19 protein-coding genes are annotated in these 18,425 nt (G+C 68.5%); 7 read left to right on the forward strand and 12 right to left on the reverse strand.

The features are described from left to right. Positions 1-28: 28 nt before the first annotated feature. Positions 29-1,006, reverse strand: a complete 978-nt coding sequence (locus ACWDUA_RS16510; protein WP_449752080.1) for a cyclase family protein — start codon at positions 1,004-1,006, stop codon at positions 29-31. Positions 1,007-1,161: 155 nt separating this feature from the next. Further along, complete coding sequence (locus ACWDUA_RS16515) at positions 1,162-2,082, reverse strand: LysR family transcriptional regulator (RefSeq protein WP_449752081.1); 921 nt, start codon at positions 2,080-2,082, stop codon at positions 1,162-1,164. Positions 2,083-2,164: 82 nt separating this feature from the next. On the opposite strand from ACWDUA_RS16515, the gene ACWDUA_RS16520 reads away from it, so the two are divergent. The 3 genes from ACWDUA_RS16520 (at position 2,165) to ACWDUA_RS16530 (ending at position 4,963) form a co-directional block, all read left to right on the forward strand. After that, on the forward strand, positions 2,165-2,962 hold the full coding sequence (locus ACWDUA_RS16520; protein ID WP_449752082.1) for an HpcH/HpaI aldolase family protein: 798 nt from the start codon (positions 2,165-2,167) through the stop codon (positions 2,960-2,962). A 70-nt stretch (positions 2,963-3,032) separates the two neighbouring features. Then, entirely contained in the window at positions 3,033-3,845 is an 813-nt protein-coding gene (locus ACWDUA_RS16525) for an SDR family NAD(P)-dependent oxidoreductase (RefSeq protein ID WP_449752083.1), read from the forward strand. A gap of 134 nt (positions 3,846-3,979) precedes the next feature. Next, the gene (locus ACWDUA_RS16530; protein ID WP_449752084.1) at positions 3,980-4,963 is read left to right on the forward strand and encodes an alpha/beta hydrolase; all 984 of its coding nucleotides are present in this window, start codon (positions 3,980-3,982) and stop codon (positions 4,961-4,963) included. Between the two features lie 58 nt (positions 4,964-5,021). Here ACWDUA_RS16530 and ACWDUA_RS16535 read toward each other — a convergent pair whose 3' ends face one another. Further along, positions 5,022-6,281 carry a L,D-transpeptidase gene (locus tag ACWDUA_RS16535; protein ID WP_449752085.1) on the reverse strand — a complete coding sequence of 420 codons (1,260 nt, stop codon included), beginning with the start codon at positions 6,279-6,281 and terminating at the stop codon, positions 5,022-5,024. A gap of 107 nt (positions 6,282-6,388) precedes the next feature. After that, the gene (locus ACWDUA_RS16540; RefSeq protein ID WP_449752086.1) at positions 6,389-6,979 is read right to left on the reverse strand and encodes a helix-turn-helix domain-containing protein; all 591 of its coding nucleotides are present in this window, start codon (positions 6,977-6,979) and stop codon (positions 6,389-6,391) included. A gap of 48 nt (positions 6,980-7,027) precedes the next feature. Between ACWDUA_RS16540 and ACWDUA_RS16545 the strand changes: the two genes are divergently transcribed. After that, positions 7,028-8,032: an NAD(P)/FAD-dependent oxidoreductase gene (locus ACWDUA_RS16545; RefSeq protein WP_449752087.1), complete on the forward strand. Its 1,005-nt coding sequence runs from the start codon at positions 7,028-7,030 to the stop codon at positions 8,030-8,032. 50 nt (positions 8,033-8,082) lie between these two features. Here the strand turns inward: ACWDUA_RS16545 and deoC are convergent, their stop codons facing one another. Further along, the gene (gene deoC / locus ACWDUA_RS16550; protein ID WP_449752088.1) at positions 8,083-8,760 is read right to left on the reverse strand and encodes a deoxyribose-phosphate aldolase; all 678 of its coding nucleotides are present in this window, start codon (positions 8,758-8,760) and stop codon (positions 8,083-8,085) included. Positions 8,761-8,788: 28 nt separating this feature from the next. Here deoC and purU point away from each other — a divergent pair, with 28 nt between their 5' ends. Further along, the gene (gene purU / locus ACWDUA_RS16555) at positions 8,789-9,733 is read left to right on the forward strand and encodes a formyltetrahydrofolate deformylase (RefSeq protein WP_449752089.1); all 945 of its coding nucleotides are present in this window, start codon (positions 8,789-8,791) and stop codon (positions 9,731-9,733) included. Between the two features lie 132 nt (positions 9,734-9,865). Here the strand turns inward: purU and ACWDUA_RS16560 are convergent, their stop codons facing one another. The 6 genes from ACWDUA_RS16560 to ACWDUA_RS16585 form a co-directional block, all read right to left on the reverse strand. Next, the gene (locus ACWDUA_RS16560; protein ID WP_449752090.1) at positions 9,866-10,678 is read right to left on the reverse strand and encodes a DUF1542 domain-containing protein; all 813 of its coding nucleotides are present in this window, start codon (positions 10,676-10,678) and stop codon (positions 9,866-9,868) included. 52 nt (positions 10,679-10,730) lie between these two features. Then, on the reverse strand, positions 10,731-12,044 hold the full coding sequence (locus ACWDUA_RS16565; protein WP_449752091.1) for a hypothetical protein: 1,314 nt from the start codon (positions 12,042-12,044) through the stop codon (positions 10,731-10,733). A gap of 31 nt (positions 12,045-12,075) precedes the next feature. Further along, positions 12,076-12,876 carry a carbon-nitrogen hydrolase family protein gene (locus ACWDUA_RS16570; RefSeq protein WP_449752092.1) on the reverse strand — a complete coding sequence of 267 codons (801 nt, stop codon included), beginning with the start codon at positions 12,874-12,876 and terminating at the stop codon, positions 12,076-12,078. Between the two features lie 133 nt (positions 12,877-13,009). Beyond that, positions 13,010-13,714 carry a class I SAM-dependent methyltransferase gene (locus ACWDUA_RS16575; RefSeq protein WP_449752093.1) on the reverse strand — a complete coding sequence of 235 codons (705 nt, stop codon included), beginning with the start codon at positions 13,712-13,714 and terminating at the stop codon, positions 13,010-13,012. Between the two features lie 157 nt (positions 13,715-13,871). After that, positions 13,872-14,381: a DUF2505 domain-containing protein gene (locus tag ACWDUA_RS16580; RefSeq protein ID WP_449752094.1), complete on the reverse strand. Its 510-nt coding sequence runs from the start codon at positions 14,379-14,381 to the stop codon at positions 13,872-13,874. 49 nt (positions 14,382-14,430) lie between these two features. Then, complete coding sequence (locus ACWDUA_RS16585; protein ID WP_449752095.1) at positions 14,431-14,925, reverse strand: DUF2505 domain-containing protein; 495 nt, start codon at positions 14,923-14,925, stop codon at positions 14,431-14,433. A 123-nt stretch (positions 14,926-15,048) separates the two neighbouring features. Here ACWDUA_RS16585 and ACWDUA_RS16590 point away from each other — a divergent pair, with 123 nt between their 5' ends. Together ACWDUA_RS16590 and ACWDUA_RS16595 are read left to right on the forward strand one after the other, a co-directional pair. After that, on the forward strand, positions 15,049-16,128 hold the full coding sequence (locus ACWDUA_RS16590) for a UDP-N-acetylmuramate dehydrogenase (RefSeq protein ID WP_449752096.1): 1,080 nt from the start codon (positions 15,049-15,051) through the stop codon (positions 16,126-16,128). A 19-nt stretch (positions 16,129-16,147) separates the two neighbouring features. Continuing rightward, positions 16,148-17,773 carry an FUSC family protein gene (locus ACWDUA_RS16595; protein ID WP_449752097.1) on the forward strand — a complete coding sequence of 542 codons (1,626 nt, stop codon included), beginning with the start codon at positions 16,148-16,150 and terminating at the stop codon, positions 17,771-17,773. Here the strand turns inward: ACWDUA_RS16595 and ACWDUA_RS16600 are convergent. After that, positions 17,691-18,368 carry a GyrI-like domain-containing protein gene (locus tag ACWDUA_RS16600; RefSeq protein WP_449752098.1) on the reverse strand — a complete coding sequence of 226 codons (678 nt, stop codon included), beginning with the start codon at positions 18,366-18,368 and terminating at the stop codon, positions 17,691-17,693. The two genes, ACWDUA_RS16595 and ACWDUA_RS16600, sit on opposite strands and share 83 nt — an antisense overlap. Positions 18,369-18,425 lie beyond the last annotated feature (57 nt).

Below are 18,425 nucleotides of genomic sequence, written 5' to 3' on the forward strand. Positions count from 1 at the left end.
GTCGCTCCCGGCGAGCGGTCGGCTCCGCCTACAGCACCGCGACCGGATTGATCGGACTGGAGGTCGATCCGACGAAGCGCCAGGGAAGTGCGGTGAACAAGAAGTCCCACTGGCGTTCTTCTGCACAGGTGGCCGCCAGCGCGGTGAGGTCCAGGTTGTCCATCAGCCACAGACCGATCGCCACCAGACACACGCTGTGGATGGGCCGGGCGAAATCGAAGTCCTCGTACTGGGGCGGTTGCACGTCGTGCGTACCGTCAGCGCCCATGACCGCGACATCGCGGTCTCGAAGATACTGCAGCGCAGAGGCATCGAGTCCGGTCTGCACTCCGTCGACGGGCCCGCGACCCGCACCTCGATACAGCGGACCCTCTTCCAGGATGGCGGCAGCGTTGCCCGTATGGATCAGGAGTGCATCCCCGGAACGTACGGTGACGCCCTGACGTCGTTCGGCTGCCTCGAGATCTGTCGGGGTGACGGCGTATCCCCGCTCGACGTGACGCACACCGAACAGACCCGCGATGTCCAACAGCACCCCCCGGGTGATGATGCCCGCGGAGGCGTGCTGGACGGCCAGTTCGGTGGCACCGTCGTCCTCGGTGGTCGCCGAAGCAGGAAACCCGTTGTAGTTCTTGCCATCCCATGAGTAGTGAGCGAGCCCGTCGAGATGCGCGTTCCCACCGTGCGGAGCGATGTGGATGTGCTCACTGACCGCCTCGAAACGGAACCCCCGACCGACGGCGTTCTGCACCTCCGCGACATCGCTGGTCCGCCGGACCTCGGCGATCCCCGACTTCAACGGATCGGGATCGGCGGGGTTCATGTCACGGGACAGGGATATCGCGTTGCCCGATCGGACACTGGCCAGGGCCGCGCGCCGGACCTCCGGTGTGATCAGGTTGAGGGTTCCACGACGGTCGTCGTCGCCCCATCGACCCCAGTTGGACAGAGTGGTATGCAGTTCCTCGACCTGAGCGGCGGTCAGAATCGGATCGGCGATACCCATCGTCGACGCTCCCTTCGTTGGCTTCACGCGCATGGGTCGGCGGCCGCGACACGTGGCTGCGCGATGTGCGTGCGGATTGTTCTCCCCAACGCTAGTACGAGATCCTGGCATCCTGATTCTGGAAATCCGAAGATCGCCGCACATCCGCAGAAGTCTCAGTGGACCTCGGGTTCCCGAAAGGTGTGTTCGAACTGCGTCACGGCGGCCGCCAGTAATGGGGCCTGCTCGAGGTCTCCCCGCCAGGCGAGGTGCGTACACAGCGTCGGGACCGGCTCCGCCAGCGGTTTCACCACGACGTTTCGCCGGGTCTCACTCGAGAGCGAGGCGTGTTCGGTCGTTTCCGCCGGAACAAACGCACAGTGCTTTCCCCCGGAGACGAGCATGTACAACGCATTCGCCACGGCCGCGTTGACGATGTCGACCTGCGGCAGGTATTCGAGAAAGGAACCCAGGTCGGCCGGGATCGTCATCGGATCGACAATGCTCGCGAGCCGTAGACCTGCCAGATCTCGTGGATGGATCACCGAATGAGCAGCCTGCGGGGACGCCGCGGGGACCGCGACCGCCAGACGCTCACTCAAGATGGGCACCGTCGCGATGGGCTCCGGGGGAACCGACCAGATGAACCCGCAATCGAGTCGCGCGGTATCCAGCAGGTTCAGTTGGGTCCTGGTGTCCAGCGGCAGGATGGTCAGACGGTCGACACCGACGGCCCGCTCCAGCAGGACCCTGACCCGCTCCCGGAACGGGAGCGGAAGCGAACGCATACCGACGCGGAGCCCGGTGTCGCGATCCTCCGGAAACAGGGCCCTGATCAGCTCGAACTCCCTGGCAACCGCTTGCGCACGCGGCACCAGGGCAAGCCCGGCCTGGGTCGGTTCCAACCGGCGTGACGATCTGTCCAGCAGGGACACCCCAAGGGACCGCTCGAGTTGCTGGACCCGTTCGGTGGCACGCGACGGCGAGATCCACAACTTCCGCGCAGCCGCCGCGAAGGACCCCTCTTCGACGACGGCCAGGAATACCTGAAGGTGGGCGAACTGCACGCGATACTCCCGATCTACAGAAACTCTCATTCCGAAAATCGGAATCTCGCTCTTGATCTTCTGCCATAGCATCGACGATGTCCAATACGATCATCGAAAGGCAGGGACCGAGATGGCCACCCGAAACAGTCGGATCAGAGCACGGTGGGCCTCGGGTGAACGCGCCTACGGCGTCGCGATCCAGCTCCCCAGCCCAGACCTCGTCGAGATGGTCGGCCAGACAGGCTATGACTACGCGTGGTTGGACGCCGAGCACGGCTGCTTCTCGCTGTCCGACCTGCGCTCGCTGATCCGTGCCGCCGACGCCGTGGGCATCGATTCGATCGTGCGAGTGCCCGACCATGAGCCGTCGTTCATCCAGCGTGTCCTCGACCTGGGGGCCGCGGGCATCATGGCTCCGCACGTCCGAACCCTTGACGACGCACGCGCCATCGTCGCCGCGGCCAAGTACAACCCGGCAGGCATCCGGGGCGCCTGCCCGGCGGTCCGCTCGGTCGGCCACATCACACGAGATTGGAAGGCGGACTACACGTCCGCCGACTCCGACCTGCTCGTGTTCGGTCTGATCGAGGACGTCGAAGGTGTCCAGAACGTCGAGGCGATCGCCGCCGAGTCCGGTCTCGACGGGCTCGTGTTCGGCCCATTCGATCTCGGTATGGAAATCGGAGTGGACGGTGACGTCGGTCATCCCACCGTGCGCAAGCAGCATGCCCGGGTCGTCGAGGCCTGCCGCACCGCGGGCATCGACTACGTCACCGCAACCGTCGACTGGGAATTCGGTGCGTTCCCCGGCACCGGGAGCCGCGTGGTCACCGTCACCGGTGATCGCCCCGGGATCTTCGCCGCCTTTCTCGGATCGCTGGATGCGGTGAAGAACGGCCGGCCGGCCCACACCGACGCAGCCGTCTGACGCCCGACGACCCACCGGGTCACGACACCTCACTCACCCCAACCCACACAACAGAAAGCAGCTCGACACCATGACAACCGCCGCACTCCCCCTCGAAGGCAAGGTCGCACTCGTCACCGGTAGCGCCGGTGGCATGGGCCGCGCCTACGCACACCACCTGGCACGACTCGGCGCCGACATCGTGATCGCAGATCTCGATCTCGGTGCCGGCAAGCGGTGGGGCGAGGTCGAGGATTCCGTCGAGGCAGAGATCCTGGCACTGGGACGACGGGCCACGAGCGTCGAGGGTGACCTCTCCCGCCCGGAGGTCGCCCATGCCGCCGTCACCGCCGGCATCGATGCCTTCGGTCGGCTCGATGTGGTGGTGAACAACGCCGGCGGTGCCATCACCCCCATCGAGCGCAGCACCGTGACCAAGTCACCGGTCGAAGACATCGAAAAACTCATGAACGCAAACTTCTACAGCACCCTGTACTGCTGCCAGGAGGCCTCGAAGGTCATCACCAAACCGGGTGGGTCGATCATCAACATCGCGACCCTCGGCATCTTCTCGTCACCGCTGGGTGCCACCTACGCGGTCTACACGGCCGCAAAGGCAGCCGTCGTCGACTTCACCCGTTCACTCGCAGTCGAACTGGGCCCCGACGGAGTCCGGGTGAACGCCGTCGCACCCGGCATCGTCCGGACCGCTCGGGTGGTCGCGACCGCGACGCAGCGCGGAATCGCGACCGCTGACCAGAACGACCGAATCCCGATGCGCCGCCTCGGCACACCTGCCGACCTGGTCGGACCCATCGAGTTCTTCGCCACCGATCTGTCCGGATATGTCACCGGTGAGCTCCTCACCGTCGACGGTGGCATCCACCAGGTCTCCGCCCTCTGAGTGGGCCTCGTTCGCACCACGAGACACCGGACCGGACTCATCATCGATGCGCCGGCGCCACAACAGATCTCAGATCACCGTCGGGCCACGGCACCCGCCCCCCACACTCGACGACCATGCAGCAGGAGTTGACGATGACCGGAATCATCCCCCGCCCACCCTTCGATCCCGAACAGGAAGCGGCGTTGTCGGTGATCAACAAGACCCTTCCCGCGACAATCACCCCGGAGATGATCCCCGCCTTTCGTCAGCCGACTCCCCTCGAGTCGACCGCGGAACTGCTCGAACGATTCGGCACAGAACAACACGACGTGAGGATTCCCGGTCACCTGGGTGACGAGATCATCCTGACCATCATCACGACCAAGAACCACACCGGAACCGGCCCCGGGTTCTACCACGCGCACGGCGGCGGCATGGTCATCGGTGATCGATTCGGGGGACTGGCACCATATGTCGAGTGGGCGGCACGTTACAACGGGGTGGTCGTGTCGGTGGAGTATCGTCTGGCGCCGGAGTTCCCGGACCCCTACCCGATCGAGGACTGCTATGCGGGCCTGGTGTGGACCGCCGAGAACTCGACGGAGCTCGGCATCGACGTCGACCGGCTCGTCATCGGCGGTGAGAGCGCGGGCGGCGGGCTCGCGGCCGGGACAGCACTGCTGGCACGCGACCGTGGCGGCCCGAAGCTCGCCGGACAGTTGCTGATCTACCCGATGCTCGATGACCGCGACAACACCGTTTCGGCGGCACAGATCGACGGGTGCGGGATCTGGGACCGCGAGAGCAACCGCACGGGATGGAGCGCGCTGCTCGGTGACCGTCGCGGCGGACCAGAGGTCTCGATCTATGCATCACCGGCGCGGGCAACCGAGCTGTCCGATCTGCCGCCGACCTTCATCGATGTCGGCTCGGCCGAGGTGTTTCGCGACGAGGACGTCGCCTACGCGAATGCGATCTGGGCTGCCGGCGGCCAGGCCGAACTCCATGTCTGGCCCGGCGTCTTCCACGGCGCCTCGGCCCTGGCGCCGCACACACGACTCTCGCAGGAGATGGCCCGGGCGCGCGATGCCTGGATCCGCCGGCTGCTCGGCGAGAACGCCGAGGGCGCTGTGTGACTCGGCCCCGCTCCGGCTGAGTGAGACCTGCTCGCCGTCCCACCACGACGGCGTCGGATCAGTTCGGGACGCGCACCGTCGACGGCGCCCCGCTGGGGGTGGCGGGCACCGACTGCGACTGCGGGGTGCCCTTGATCGCCGACATGCTCGTCCAGGTCTCCCAGTCGTAGATCCAGTCGAAGATGTCACCGTCGGCCTCCGACAACGCGATCCGCGTGCCGGTCACCTCCACCGGGTCGCCGTAGATGGCGGTGCTGAAGTACTGCTCGGCGTTCTCCAGCGACAGGTTGATACACCCGTTGGTGACATTCGACGAGCCCTGCACGCCAACGGTTTCCGGGTTGGCGTGGATGAACTCACCGTTGTTGGAGATCCGCACCGCCCAGCGTTCGCGGACGTTGAAGTACCCGGCCGCCGGATTCGACATGTAAAAGTCCTCGTGCTTCTCGCTGACCACGTGGATGCCCGACCTGGTGACGTTGCGGTCGAGGTCGCCCTCGCCGTAACTGCACGGCAGCGTCATCAGCGTCGCCCCGTCGCGCACCACGACGATCTGGTGCGACGACGCCTCGGCCTTGACGATCTGCGACCGGCCGATGACGAAGTCGCTGGTCACGTCGGCGGCACCGTAGGCGCCGTCGCCGTGGTCGAGACCGTAGAGCTTGGCCCTCATGTGGATCTTGGTGCCGGGACGGTAGTACTCCTTGGGCCGCCAGTGCACCCGCGACCCGTTGTCCTCGCCGAGCCACGCCCACGCACCCTCGGTCTCGGGAGTGGTGGTGATCGTCAGCGCCTTCTCGACGGCTTCCTTGTCGGTGACGGTGCTGTCGAACTTGAGGATCAGGGGTGCGGCGATGCCCACCTCCTGGCCGTCGGCGACGTTGACCACCAGGTTGATCTGCGTCTGCGGCTCGAGGGTGGTGAACGTGCCCTCGACCGGAACCGTCATCCGGTCCTGCCCGATGGCGGTGCCCTTCCAGGTGTAGGTGGTGCCGTACCCGAGCGGTTCGGTGACGGTGAACGTCGTGCGGTCGTCCGACAGGGTGCCGGCGACCGACTTGCCGTTCGGGTTGAGCAGCTTGATGTCGGGATTGAGGAAGCCGCCGTTGGCGGTGACCTCGATCTTGGCGGTCGGGTTGGGGGCGTCCGGGGACTTGAGATCCGGGGTGTAGGTCACCGAGACGGTGGCGGTCTTGGGGCCGGCGGAACCGGAACCGGAATCGTCCGAACGTCCGCAGGCCACCGCGACGAGTCCCGCGGCGGCGAGGCCGGCAGCGGCGAGGACGGTGCGTCGTGTGGGCGTGGCGTTCGTAGTCATGGCCATCCCAGCGTACCGGCGGGTTGCTGTGAGCAGGCGCTCCGCCTCCTGTGAGGACGCCGAGTGAACGACACGGCAGGGGTTCGGACGGGCACCACGGAGAGGCCTCAGGTCAGGGATCGGGTACCCGCGGCCGAGCCGCGCAGGTGTGCTCGCTCACCGTCCGCGTCGAAGATCGACAGGATCTCCGCGGGGCCACCGTCGGGGGCCAGTGAGTGGGGCACCGTGCACCGGAATTCTGCCGCGTGACCTGCGGGAACGAGGATGGTTCGCTCGCCGAGACGCAGCCGGAGCCGCCCGGACAGGACGGTGAACCACTCCTGCCCGGGATGGACCCGCAGCTCGCGGGCGGCCTCGGCGACCTCTTGCTCGAAGCGGAGTTTGGCCACCACGACGCCGGCCGGGGCACCCTCTCGTGACAATGGCCACACGGTGATGCCCGCGGTGCAGTGCGGTTCGGGCCGGATCACGACGTCGGTGTCGCCGATCGGTTCCACCAGCACGTCCAGCGAGGTGTCGAGGGCCCGTGCGATCGGCACCAGCTGATCGAGGGCGACCCGCCGGTGCCCGGTCTCGATCCGGCTCAGAGTCGAGGCGCTCAGGTCACACCGCGCGGCGAGCGAATCGAGGGTCCAGCCCTTCGCGATCCGCAGGGCGCGGATGCGCTGCCGCACCACCGCATCGATTTCTTGCTCCATACGCAAGATCATATGCCAATTCGGCATGACGCGGTTAGCGTCGGTCCCATGTCCACCACACCCACCTCCCCAGACCACTCCCCACAGCCCGCTCCGGCCACCGCGGTGGACGTCGTCATCGTCGGCGGCAGCGCCGCCGGACTCTCTGCCGCGGTCGCCCTGGGCCGATCACTGCGCACGGTGGTCGTCGTCGACGCCGGCCACCCCCGCAATGCCCCCGCCGAGGGCGCCCACAACCTGCTGGGCCGCGAGGGCATCGCACCGGCCGACCTGCTCGCCGCGGGGCGTGGCGAGGCGATCGGTTACGGCGCCCGCATCGTCGACGGCCAGGTCACGACCGCGACCCGACGCGACGGAACCGACCCCTCCTTCGAGGTCGGACTGACCGACGGCACCCGGTTCCGTGCCCGACGACTGCTGCTCGCGACCGGACTCGTCGACGAGCTCCCCGACATCGACGGGATCGGCGAGCTGTGGGGCCGCGATGTGCTGCACTGCCCCTACTGCCACGGCTACGAGGTGCGCGGCCGACGGATCGGGGTGTTGGGCAGCGGGCCGATGGCCATGCACCAGACGCTGCTGTTCGCCCAGCTCAGTGACCACGTGACCCTGATCGACCATGCACTGCCGGAGCTGTCCGCCGACGAGCACGCACGGCTCGACGCCCTCGGCGTGCCGCTCGTCCGGGGACCGGTCCGGCGCCTCGACACCGCCGATGGCCGGCTGCGGGCGGCGGTCCTCTCCGACGGCACCGAACTCGAGCTGGACGCGCTGACCGTCACGCCACGGTTCGTCGCCCGCACCGACCTGTTCACCGCCCTCGGCGGCGAGCTCGCCGACAACCCGATGGGAACCTTCATCCCTACCGAGATGGGCGGGCGCACAAGCGTTCCCGGCGTCTTCGCGGCGGGCAATGCGGCAGACATCTCGGCGATCGTCGGGGCGTCGGCCGCCGCCGGGGTGCAGGCAGGGGCACTGATCAACGCCGATCTCGCCGACGCGGATCTGACCCACGCGGTCGCGATGCGGGTGAGCACGGCCACCTCGGCCTGAGGACCGGCTCCCGGACCGGCCCGGACGCCCGGGACCGGCCGGCCACAGGACTAGTCGGGGAAGCCGTCGAGCACCGCGCGGCTCCCCGACAGCCCGAGCCGGGTGGCCCCGGCCGCGATCAGTTCGGCCGCGAAGCGCGCATCGCGGATCCCGCCGGATGCCTTCACCCCGACCGTCGCGGGGACGGCCTCACGCATGATCTGCACGGCCCGCACGCTCGCACCACCGGCCGGATGGAACCCGGTGGAGGTCTTCACCAACGACGCCCCGGCGGTCGCGGCACGTCGGCACACCTCCCGCAGGGTGTCGTCGCCGGCGAGCTCGAGCAGTGCCGCCGACTCGACGATCACCTTGAGTACGGCGTCGGGGCCGATCGCCTCCCGGACGGTCAGGACGTCGGCGAAGACCTCGTCGAATGCCCCCGACACCGCGGCACCCACGTCGATCACCATGTCGACCTCGTCGGCACCGGTGTCGACGGCCAGGCGCGCTTCGGCGGCCTTGACCAGCGAATGATGCTTTCCCGAGGGGAAACCGGCCACCACGCAGGTCTTCTGGGCGCCGGTGCCGATCGGCAGCATCGAGGGTGACAGACACACCGCGTACACCCCGAGTTCGGCGGCCTCGGCGACGGTCGCCTCCGCGTCGGCGCGGGAGGCCTCGGGTTTGAGCAGGGTGTGGTCGACGAGGGCGGCGACATCGGAACGACGGAGGTCGGTGGTGGTCACACCGTCGAGCTTGGCACACTGGACTACCGTGATCCCCTCCGACGCCCCACACCCCACCGGCACCGCCGCCATCTCCGACCGCCGTTACGTCCTGACCCTCGGTTGCCCCGACCAGACCGGCATCGTGGCGCGCATCTCGAGCTTCCTCGCCGAGATCGGTGGATGGATCACCGAGGCCGCCTACCACTCCGACGACGACTCCGGCTGGTTCTTCACCCGTCAGGCCGTCCGTGCGGACTCGGTGTCGATGCCGTTGTCGGAGATGCGGGAACGATTCGCCGAGGTCGCCACCGAATGGGGCCCGGACACCGAGTGGAAGCTCACCGACACCGGTGAACCCAAGTCCGTGGTGCTGCTGGTCAGCAAGGAGAGCCATTGCCTGATCGACCTGCTCGGCCGGGCGCATCGCGGCGAACTGCCCGCGACGGTGTCGGCGGTGGTCGGCAACCATCCCGACCTCGAGCAACTCACCGAACGATTCGGTGTCCCGTTCCACCACGTGCCGTTCACCGCGCCGGAAGCGGCCACGCGGGGCCGGACACGAGTGAGCGCCCGCGCCAAGCGCGCCGCATTCGATCAGGTCGAGGCGATCGTCGACGGCTACTCCCCCGACGCGGTGGTGCTCGCCCGGTTCATGCAGATCCTGCCGCCGGAACTGTGCGAGGCGTGGGCCGGCCGGGCGATCAACATCCACCACAGCTTCCTGCCGAGCTTCGTCGGCGCACGGCCCTACCACCAGGCGTTCGCGCGGGGCGTCAAACTCATCGGCGCCACCTGCCATTACGTGACGGCCGACCTCGACGCCGGACCGATCATCGAGCAGGACGTGACCCGGATCGACCACTCGGACTCGGTGGTGGACATGGTGCGTCAGGGCCGCGACATCGAAACCCTGGTCCTCGCACGGGGCCTGCGCTGGCACCTCGAGGACCGCGTACTGGTGCACGGCCGAAAGACCGTGGTGTTCAACTGATCACGGTGTTCAACTGATCACGGTGTCCACCTGATCACGGCGTTCACCTGATCACCGTGTTGACCTGATCGGGCATCGACTCCTCCCGATCAGGTGCGGATGGCCGTGTGCGACATCGGACGTCGCAGGCGATCAGAACCCGCCGAAGTCGCCACCTCCGAAATCACCACCACCGCCGAAATCACCACCACCACCACCGAAATCACCGCCGCCGAAGTCTCCTCCGCCACCGAAATCGCCATCACCACCGCCGCCGACGTCGTCGCCACCGGCACCGGAGTCGAGCGCCTCGGTGCCGTCACCGGCGCCGTTCTCGAAGGCGGCGGCGTCGTAGCCCACCCCGGACATCCCGGCGAACAACGACGAGAACAGCAGCATCGATCCCATCCCCCACGCACCGGCGATCAGTGCGGGCTTCCACCACGGTTCGGAGTACCAGCCGGCGGGCACGGGACGCCCGGCCACACGACCGCCCGGGTAGTAGTTCGGGGTGGACGCAGACGGGCTGGGCGATGCCTCGACCTTGCGGCCCTCGAAGTCGACGACGCGGTCCTCGGTGACCTGTCCCGCGCTCTTCTGTCCGTCGAGTTCGGGGACGGCCGGCCCCGGGTCCATGCCCATCGCGGTGCGCGCGGCACGGATGTAGTAGAGGCCCTCGATCGCGGTCTGCTTGGCCAGTCGCGCCTGGACGGGCGTGCCCGCCTGCTCGATCTGCGACCCGGCTGCGGTCAGCCGCTCGGAGGCGTCGGCGAGCGCCTGCCGCGACGCCGGGGAGTCCCCGGTGAGCAGATAGACCTGTCCGCCGAGACGTTCGATCGCCTGGCGTGCATCGGCTTTCGCGTCGTCGAGGTCGCGGGCACGGGATGCGCCGGTGCGTTGCTGCACCATCACCACCACCCCCACGACGAGCAGGATGACGAGCGCGATCAGCAGGAGTTGTCCCACGGTGACCTCCGGGAGCCGGGTGGAGAATCGGACATCCCCCAGCCTACCGGGGTCAGAACAGCGAACAGGTGCTCGTCTGCTGCCCGCCGGCGGTCTGCATCTGCGACAGGTCGAGGTTCGATCCGGTCACCGAGAAGTCGACGCCCTGCTCGGTCACCTTGAGGTCCTGCACGGTGATGTCGTCGGTCAGGTCGCCGAACAGGGTGTCACCGAAACCGTCGACGAACTGCTGCGCGTAGTCGGCCGGGATACCGAAGATGAAGGCGCTCGCCTCGACCGCGGTGAACTTCACCTTGCCCTGTTCGAGCACCGGCTTGACGGTGAGGCTCACCGGGATGGGGATGAACCCGAGCTGCGCCGCGGCGTCGACCTTGATGGTGCCGTCGGCGGGATTGCCGACCAGGGAGGTGATCTGGGTGGTGGCGAGGAAGTTCTGGCCACCGGTTCCCCCGGTTCCGCCGGTGGTTCCCCCGGTCTGGCCCGACCCCTGCCCGCCCAGTCCGAACTGCCCGTTCTTGCTGAGGTCGACGACCCGTTGGAACGACACGAACCCGGTGCCCTGCACCGAATCGATGGTCACCGCGTCACCGCTCTGGGAGACCCCGTCGGCCCGGACGTGCAACCGGATGGCCGAGCTACCACCGGAATCGTCGGTGTCGATCTGGACATACGGCAGGTTCTTGCTGATCACCTGCAGCAGCACCGGCTTCTTGCTCAACGAGACGCTCACCGGCTGTCCGGTGATCTCGCCGAGCTGGTCCTCGAGGCAGTTGGTGACCCGGCTGCGGAAGAACAACTCCGATCCCACGAGCGCGATGACGACCAGCAGCACCACACCGACCGCGCCGAGCGCGATGAACTTTCCCTTGCCACCACCGCTGGGCGCGGTGGTCACCACCCCACCGGCCGGTGGGGTGGCCGGCGGCTCCTGCGGGGGCAGGGTCTGCGTTCCGGTGGCCGTGAACGTCGCGGTCACCGGTCTACCCGGCGAGGCCGTCAGCGGATCGGTCGGAGTCGGGCTGGTCGGCGCCTCCGACATCCGCGAGTACGCCCGCGGTTGCTCGGCGGTCGGGATCGGTTCCCACATGTCGGTGGGCGCCGCCCCGGCGGGCTCGGCGGGATCGGTGGTATCGGTGGTATCGGTGAGCGATGAACTGCCCGATGAGTCACCTCGGGTCGAGGCACCGGCCCCGGCACCGCCTGCGGTGTCGGACGATTCTCCCGTTGTGGACCCGGTCATCTCACGGGTCTCCGAGTCATCGGTCGCCGAACGACCGGTGGCCGGGACATCCTGCGAACGACCGACGCCGCCGCTCCCGTCCGGGGTGCTCGGGGTACGGGTTTCGTCGTTCGGGTCCTCGGACATGCGTTCGGTCCTTCGGCGTCGTCGGAAAAGGTCAGAAATGGAATGTGCGCTGGTTGGCCAGCACTGCGAGCTGCTCGCGCGCGCGGACGACCACACCGGGATCGAGCTCGTGCACGCCGATCCGGTGGTCCCCCTCGTATGACGCGACCACGCTACCGAAGGGATCTGAGATTTGGCTATGTCCGATCCCGGTGGGGGCCTTCGCCGTGCGCACCGCCTCGTCGACCGGTTCCGCCTGTCCGACGGCCACCACATAGGCGGTCGCATCGAGTGCCCGCGCCGTGGCGAGCGTGCGCCACTGGTCGAGTTTGCCCGGACCGGCACCCCACGAGGCGGGCACCACGATCACCTCCGCCCCGTGTTCGGCGAGTGCGGTGAACAGGGCCGGGAACCGGATGTCGTAGCAGGTCGCCAATCCCACCGAGACACCGTCGACGTCGATGACGGCCGCGGTGTCACCGGGGGCGACGGTCTTCGACTCCCGGAACCCGAAGGCGTCGTAGAGGTGGATCTTGTCGTATCCGGTGCGGGTGCCGTCGGGTCCGGCGGCCAGCAGGGTGTTGAACACACGGCCGTCGTCGGCGGGGGTGAACATCCCGGCCACGACGGTGAGACCGTGCTCGGCCGCGATGTCGGCGACGCCGCGCGCCCACGGGCCGTCGAGCGGCTCGGCGATCGGCCCCAGCGGCACACCGAACCGGCACATGGTGGCCTCGGGGAACACGACGAGACGTGCACCGCCGGCGGCCGCCTCGGCCGTCGCGGCGGCAACCGCACGCAGGTTCTCCGCGGGATCGACGTCGGTGCTGATCTGGGCCATGGCGATGCGCATGCGGCCCACCCTAATCCAGGGCTCAACCACTGCCGCGGAACGACCGCCATGCACACGCACCCCACCCTCGGCCGGCCCTCACCACTGCCGCGGAACGACCGCCATGCACACGCGCCCCACCCTCGGCCGGCCCTCACCACTGCCGCGGAATGACCGTCGACCACGGAACGGTGAGCACGTTGTCCACCGATCGGTGTCGGGGGATCTCGACGTCGACACCTTCGCCACGCAGCAGCCGCAGGGTCTGCGCCCACCGCGCCCGCGGGCCGAATACCGTCTGACCGGCGGCGTTGTCCCAGCATCGGTCGGCGAGGACGAGTAGATCATGGATGGGCTCCCCCGCCACGTTGCGGTGGATGAGGGCTTTGGGCAACCGTTCGGCCAGATCCGAGGGGCGGGCGGTGTGCCGGGGCGCCCAGCTCAGGGTGAGGGTGCGCGGGCCGTCGGCGTCGAGCAGGACCCAGGTGCACCGACGGCCGATCTCGTCGCAGGTCCCCTCGACGAGCAGACCTCCGGGCGCCAACCGACCACACATCCGCGCCCACGCCTCGGCGACCTCCGACTCGTCGTACTGACGCAACACGTTGAACGCCCTCACCAGGTGGGGGCGGAGCCCGGCCAGCTCGAAACCGCCGAGGGCGAACCGAACCCCGTCTCGCGGGTCGACGATCCGGTCGGGGTCGATCTCCAGTCCCACCATCCGTAGGTCGGGTGCGACCGTCCGCAGCCGGCACGCCATCTCGACGCACGTGTCGGGGCGGGCGCCGTAGCCCAGGTCGACGACCAGCGGCTCGGGGACCGACGTCAGCGCGGCGGTGACCGCCGGTGAGTTCACCATCCACCGATCGATCCGGCGCAGACGATTGATGTTCGTCGTGCCGCGTGTGATCCGGCCGGCGGGTCTCACCGTGCCGGTTGCCGGGTGAGGATCGACGAGCGTGGCGAGGACACGCGCACCGAACGGTCTCGGGGCGGGATCGGGCCCGGCACGCGCATTACAGGTTCTTGTCGATCCAGTCCTTGGCGTATTCGGCCTCGGCGCGGAAGAGATCGACGACGTTGACCAGCATCAGCTGCTCGAGTTTGCCGTTGACGAACGGGATGAAGACCTTCACCTCGGTGGTCTTGCGAATGGTGCAGCCGGTGTCGGTGCGCAGCAGCTCCTGCGATCCGGTCAGGCTTCCGGGACCGGCCGGGATGGACGCGGTGTAGTCACCCTTGGTGTTGTCCGGATCGAAGGGACCGAACGACTCCTCACGGGTGATCACCATGTCCTTCATGAGGACGGTCTGGGCGATGGCCGGCAGCTGATCGCGGCCGATGTGCTGCTTGAGGATCACCTTCATGCCGGTCTCGTCGGCCCGGAAATCCTCCACCTCGCAGTGCGGGGAGATCATCTGGAAGCCCGCCATCATGTCATCCCAGTACTGACGGGTGCATTGAGCTTCGTAGAGCTTGTCCGGCGCATGGGTGTAGCGCGCGGAGTAGCTGAGACGTCGTGCCATAACGGTCTAGCGTACGTGACCGTCCCGTTACCTCCGCCCGGGTGGGGGCTCAGGGGTGTTCGACGTCCCAGGTCACGGTCTTCTCGCGCTCGTTGTCGAGCAGTGCCTCGAGCTCGCTGATGATGGCCTTCTCGATCTTGCCGCCGAGGAAGGGGATGCTCACCGCCGCCGAGCCGGTGTAGACGACGGTGGCGGGGTCGCCGCTGACCGAGATCTCGCCGTCGACCTTGGCCGGAGCACCGGTGACGGTGGCCGACATGGTGCCGGTGATGGTGTCGCCGGTGTGGGTGAAGCGCACGGTGCGAGGGATCTCGAGGTCGCCGGGACGCACGGCGGTGACCGCCGACGGCAGCCGGTCCTCGGGGACACCCTGCTTGAGTTCGATCACAACGGTGTCGCCGTCACGGTGGAACGACTCCAGGGAGCCGTGGCTGGAGTTCGTCGCCTCGAGCAGGTCATGCCAGTACTGCTCGGTGGACACGATGTCCCAGTACCGGGCGGTGGAGAACGGAAAGGACACCGAGTGCTTGAGCGAGCTCGCCATGTCGAGGAGATTACTCGACGCCGGTCCGGACCCGCGCCGCGTCCCGGCCCGGCGGGTGTCACCGGCCCGGACCGTACGCCGTCGAGATCTCACCGGTCCGGTGTCCGGGTTACCCTCACAGCCGTGACCGAGACATCGCTGCAGCACGGGGTGCCGCTCGCCGGCCTGACCACACTGCGTGTCGGCGGACCGGCCCGCGCCCTGATCCGTTGTGTGCGGACGCATGATCTCGTGGAGGAGATCGCGGCCGCCGACGCCGAGAGCGAACCGGTCCTGATCATCGGCGGCGGGTCCAATCTGTTGATCGCCGACGACGGGTTCCCCGGCACCGCGATCGTGGTGGAGAGTTCCCGGATCGAGTTCGGCACCGGCCGCGAGTCCGGTCGCGCCCATGTCACCGCCGACGCCGGGGTGGTGTGGGACGACCTGGTGGCCCGCACCGTCGCCGAGGGGTTCGGCGGTCTGGAATGCCTGTCCGGCATCCCCGGCTCGACCGGTGCGACGCCGGTCCAGAACGTCGGGGCGTACGGCGTGGAGGTGGCCGACATCCTGCGGTCGGTGCAAGTGCTCGACCGGCGCGCCGGCAACTTGCGTTGGGTGTCCCCCAACGAGCTCGGGCTCGGATACCGGACGTCGCGACTCAAGCACCGCGACGAGATGGTCGTGGTGGCGGTGTCGTTCTGGCTCAACGACGATCGGCTCAGCCGGCCGCTGCGATACCGCGAGCTCTCGGAATCGATGGGTGTCGAACCCGGCGGGCGTGCCGACGCCGCCGACGTCCGCGAGCACGTTCTGGCGACACGGCGACGCAAGGGTATGGTCCTCGATCCCGGCGACCACGACACCTGGAGTGCTGGTTCGTTTTTCACCAATCCGATCGTCTCCGACGCCGACACCTCGGCGATCCTGGAGCGAATTCGGTCACAGGTGGGCCCCGACGTCGCGGTGCCCACCTATCCGGCCGACGGCGGGACCAAGCTGTCGGCGGGGTGGCTGATCGAGCGTGCCGGCTTCGCCAAGGGCCATCCCGGCCCCGATGCACTCGTCCGGTTGTCCACCAAACATACTCTGGCGCTGACCAATCGGGGCGGTGCGTCGACGTCGGATGTGCTCGCCCTGGCCCGCGAGGTGCGCGACGGCGTGGCCGGCGCGTTCGGTGTGGTGCTGCATCCCGAGCCGGTGCTGGTGGGGTGTTCGTTGTGATCTCTGCGCCCGTGTCCCGGTGAACACCGATCCCCCCTCGACCCCCGACCACGCACCGACCCCCGATCATGCACAGCACCCTGATCACGCACGGACCTCTGTTCACGCACAGGCCGCCGGCCCCACCCAGACCGCCGACCGGACGAATTCGACCATCTCCGAGGGGTTTCCGCATCGACCCTCGGTCCGCACCATCCTGTTCGGCGTGGACGGCGCGCGGTCCCGGGTCGGCGGTGCGCTCCGCGCGCTGATCGCGGTGGCCCTACCGGGCCTGGTGGGTCTGGCCGTCGGCGGTGGTGTCGCGGCGGCGATCTCCACACTCGGCGCGTTCGCGGTCGTGTACGGCGAACGCCGCCTGCACCGGGTCAGGTGGCGGGTGGTGTGCGGGTACGGACTGGTACTCATCGGTTGCGCCGGAGCGGGTGCGCTGGTCGGATACGGCATGCGCTCGTGGCCGACCACCCTCGGCTGGATCGCGTTGTGCGCGCTGATGATCGTGATCGCAGTCGTCGCCGCGGTCTGGGTTGACCTGCTCCGGGAACCCGCGCCGGGGTCGTTCCTGCTGGTGCTGTGCGCCGAGCTCGCCGGGGTACTGGTGGCCCGTTCGACGGCGTCGGTGGGCGCGGTGATCGGATGGACTGCGGCCGGGGCGGTGTCGGCACTGCTGGTGACGGTGTGCGCCGCTCTCCCCGATGTGTGGCGGTCCCGGACCCGGCGGATACCCGAAACAGGTTCGACCGCAACCACTTTCGCGCCGACGACACCGCGTCCCGATGCCCCGATTCGTACCGACACCCCGACCGTGGCCGAGCGTCTGCGCTGGGGATGCGGCAGCGCCCGGACCCGCACTCTGGCCCTGCGTCTGGGGTTCGCCTGTGTGATCGCGGGTGGCGCGGCGATCGCCGTCGGCCTACCGCGCCCGGACTGGGCGGTGATCACCGCGGCGATGATCCTGCATCAGGGACCCGACCGGCTCCTCGGCAGCTGGCGCGGAGTGCACCGGCTGGTGGGCACCGCGGCGGGTGTCGTGGTGCTGGCGGTCCTGGCCGTACCGCTGCAGATCCCGGCGGTGCTGATCCTCGCCGTCGCGGTGCTGATGGCGGTCACCGAGGTGTTCCTGGTGGTGAACTACTCGATCGCGATGATCGTGATCACCCCCCTCGCGATGATCCTGGGCGAGCTGGCCCCGCCGGAATCGCTGGGTCCCACGCTGTTCGCCCGCATCCTGGAGACCGTCGTGGGTGTGATGGTCGCGGTGGCCGTGCTGTGGCTCGTCCTGCCCCGGGCACACCGGGCGATCCTCGCGGATGCCCAGGCACGCGTGACCGCGTCGATCACCGACGCCTCGACCGACCCCGGTTCACCGCATCACCGTCGTCGACTCGACCACGCGCTGCGGGCCGGGACCGCCGCCGTCCGGCATGCCGCACACTGTGAACCGGGATGGACCCGGCAACGGTGGCCCGCACATCACCGACTGCACGCCGCCGGCCGCGAGCTGCTGGCCGATCGGGACAGGTCCACCTTCCGGCCGCACGGATCCCACCGGGTCCCGGGCCCTCTCAGCACGCATCGGACGCTGGTCGCACCGGCTGACGCAGGATGGTGCGGCGCCGCTCGACCGCCGTCCGACGGAAGTCGCTGAGGTAGATCTCGTGGTGGGTGCCGGTCATCGCAAGACCGTGCCCGGGGATGAACTGGTGGTGCATCTCGTCGAGCACGGGCGCCTCGTCGTCGAACGACCCGACGTGCAGCGTCTGCACGCATCGTCCCTCGTCGAGGTCCGCGACCCGGATGTCGTCGATCCGGCGGGGCACATCGCCCTTGGCGCGCACCGCGGCGATGGCGGCATCGGCATGCTGTGCCCCGAGCCAGCCAGGGATCATCAGGATCAACGTCCAGTCCCAGCGGGATTTGTCGCGTGCGGTGGTGAAGGCGTCCATATCCGTTGCCCACCACAGTCCTTCGAGTGGCGGGACGACGTAGTCGCGGCCCAGCTCCCGCTTGCTCAGGAACTTCAGCGCGTAGGCCACCGGATACAGCGCGACGACCGCATCGGCGAATTCCGGCGCCGAGTTCGGGTCCCCGTGGCCGTCGATCATCAGGTACGACGTGACCGGGACGTCGATGATGTCGAACCGCCCGCGGCGCGCCCGGTACCCGTCCAGCGCCGTGCGGAAGTCGACCTTCCGGTGTCCTCCGGCCGTCGCCTCCCCGGTCTGCTCGTCCACCTCGCCCACTGCTGCCCTCCTGTCCCGGGTGCGGCCCTCATCAGGGGTGGGGCACCCGACCTGGGA

This window comes from Gordonia sp. NPDC003376 (assembly GCF_053589235.1).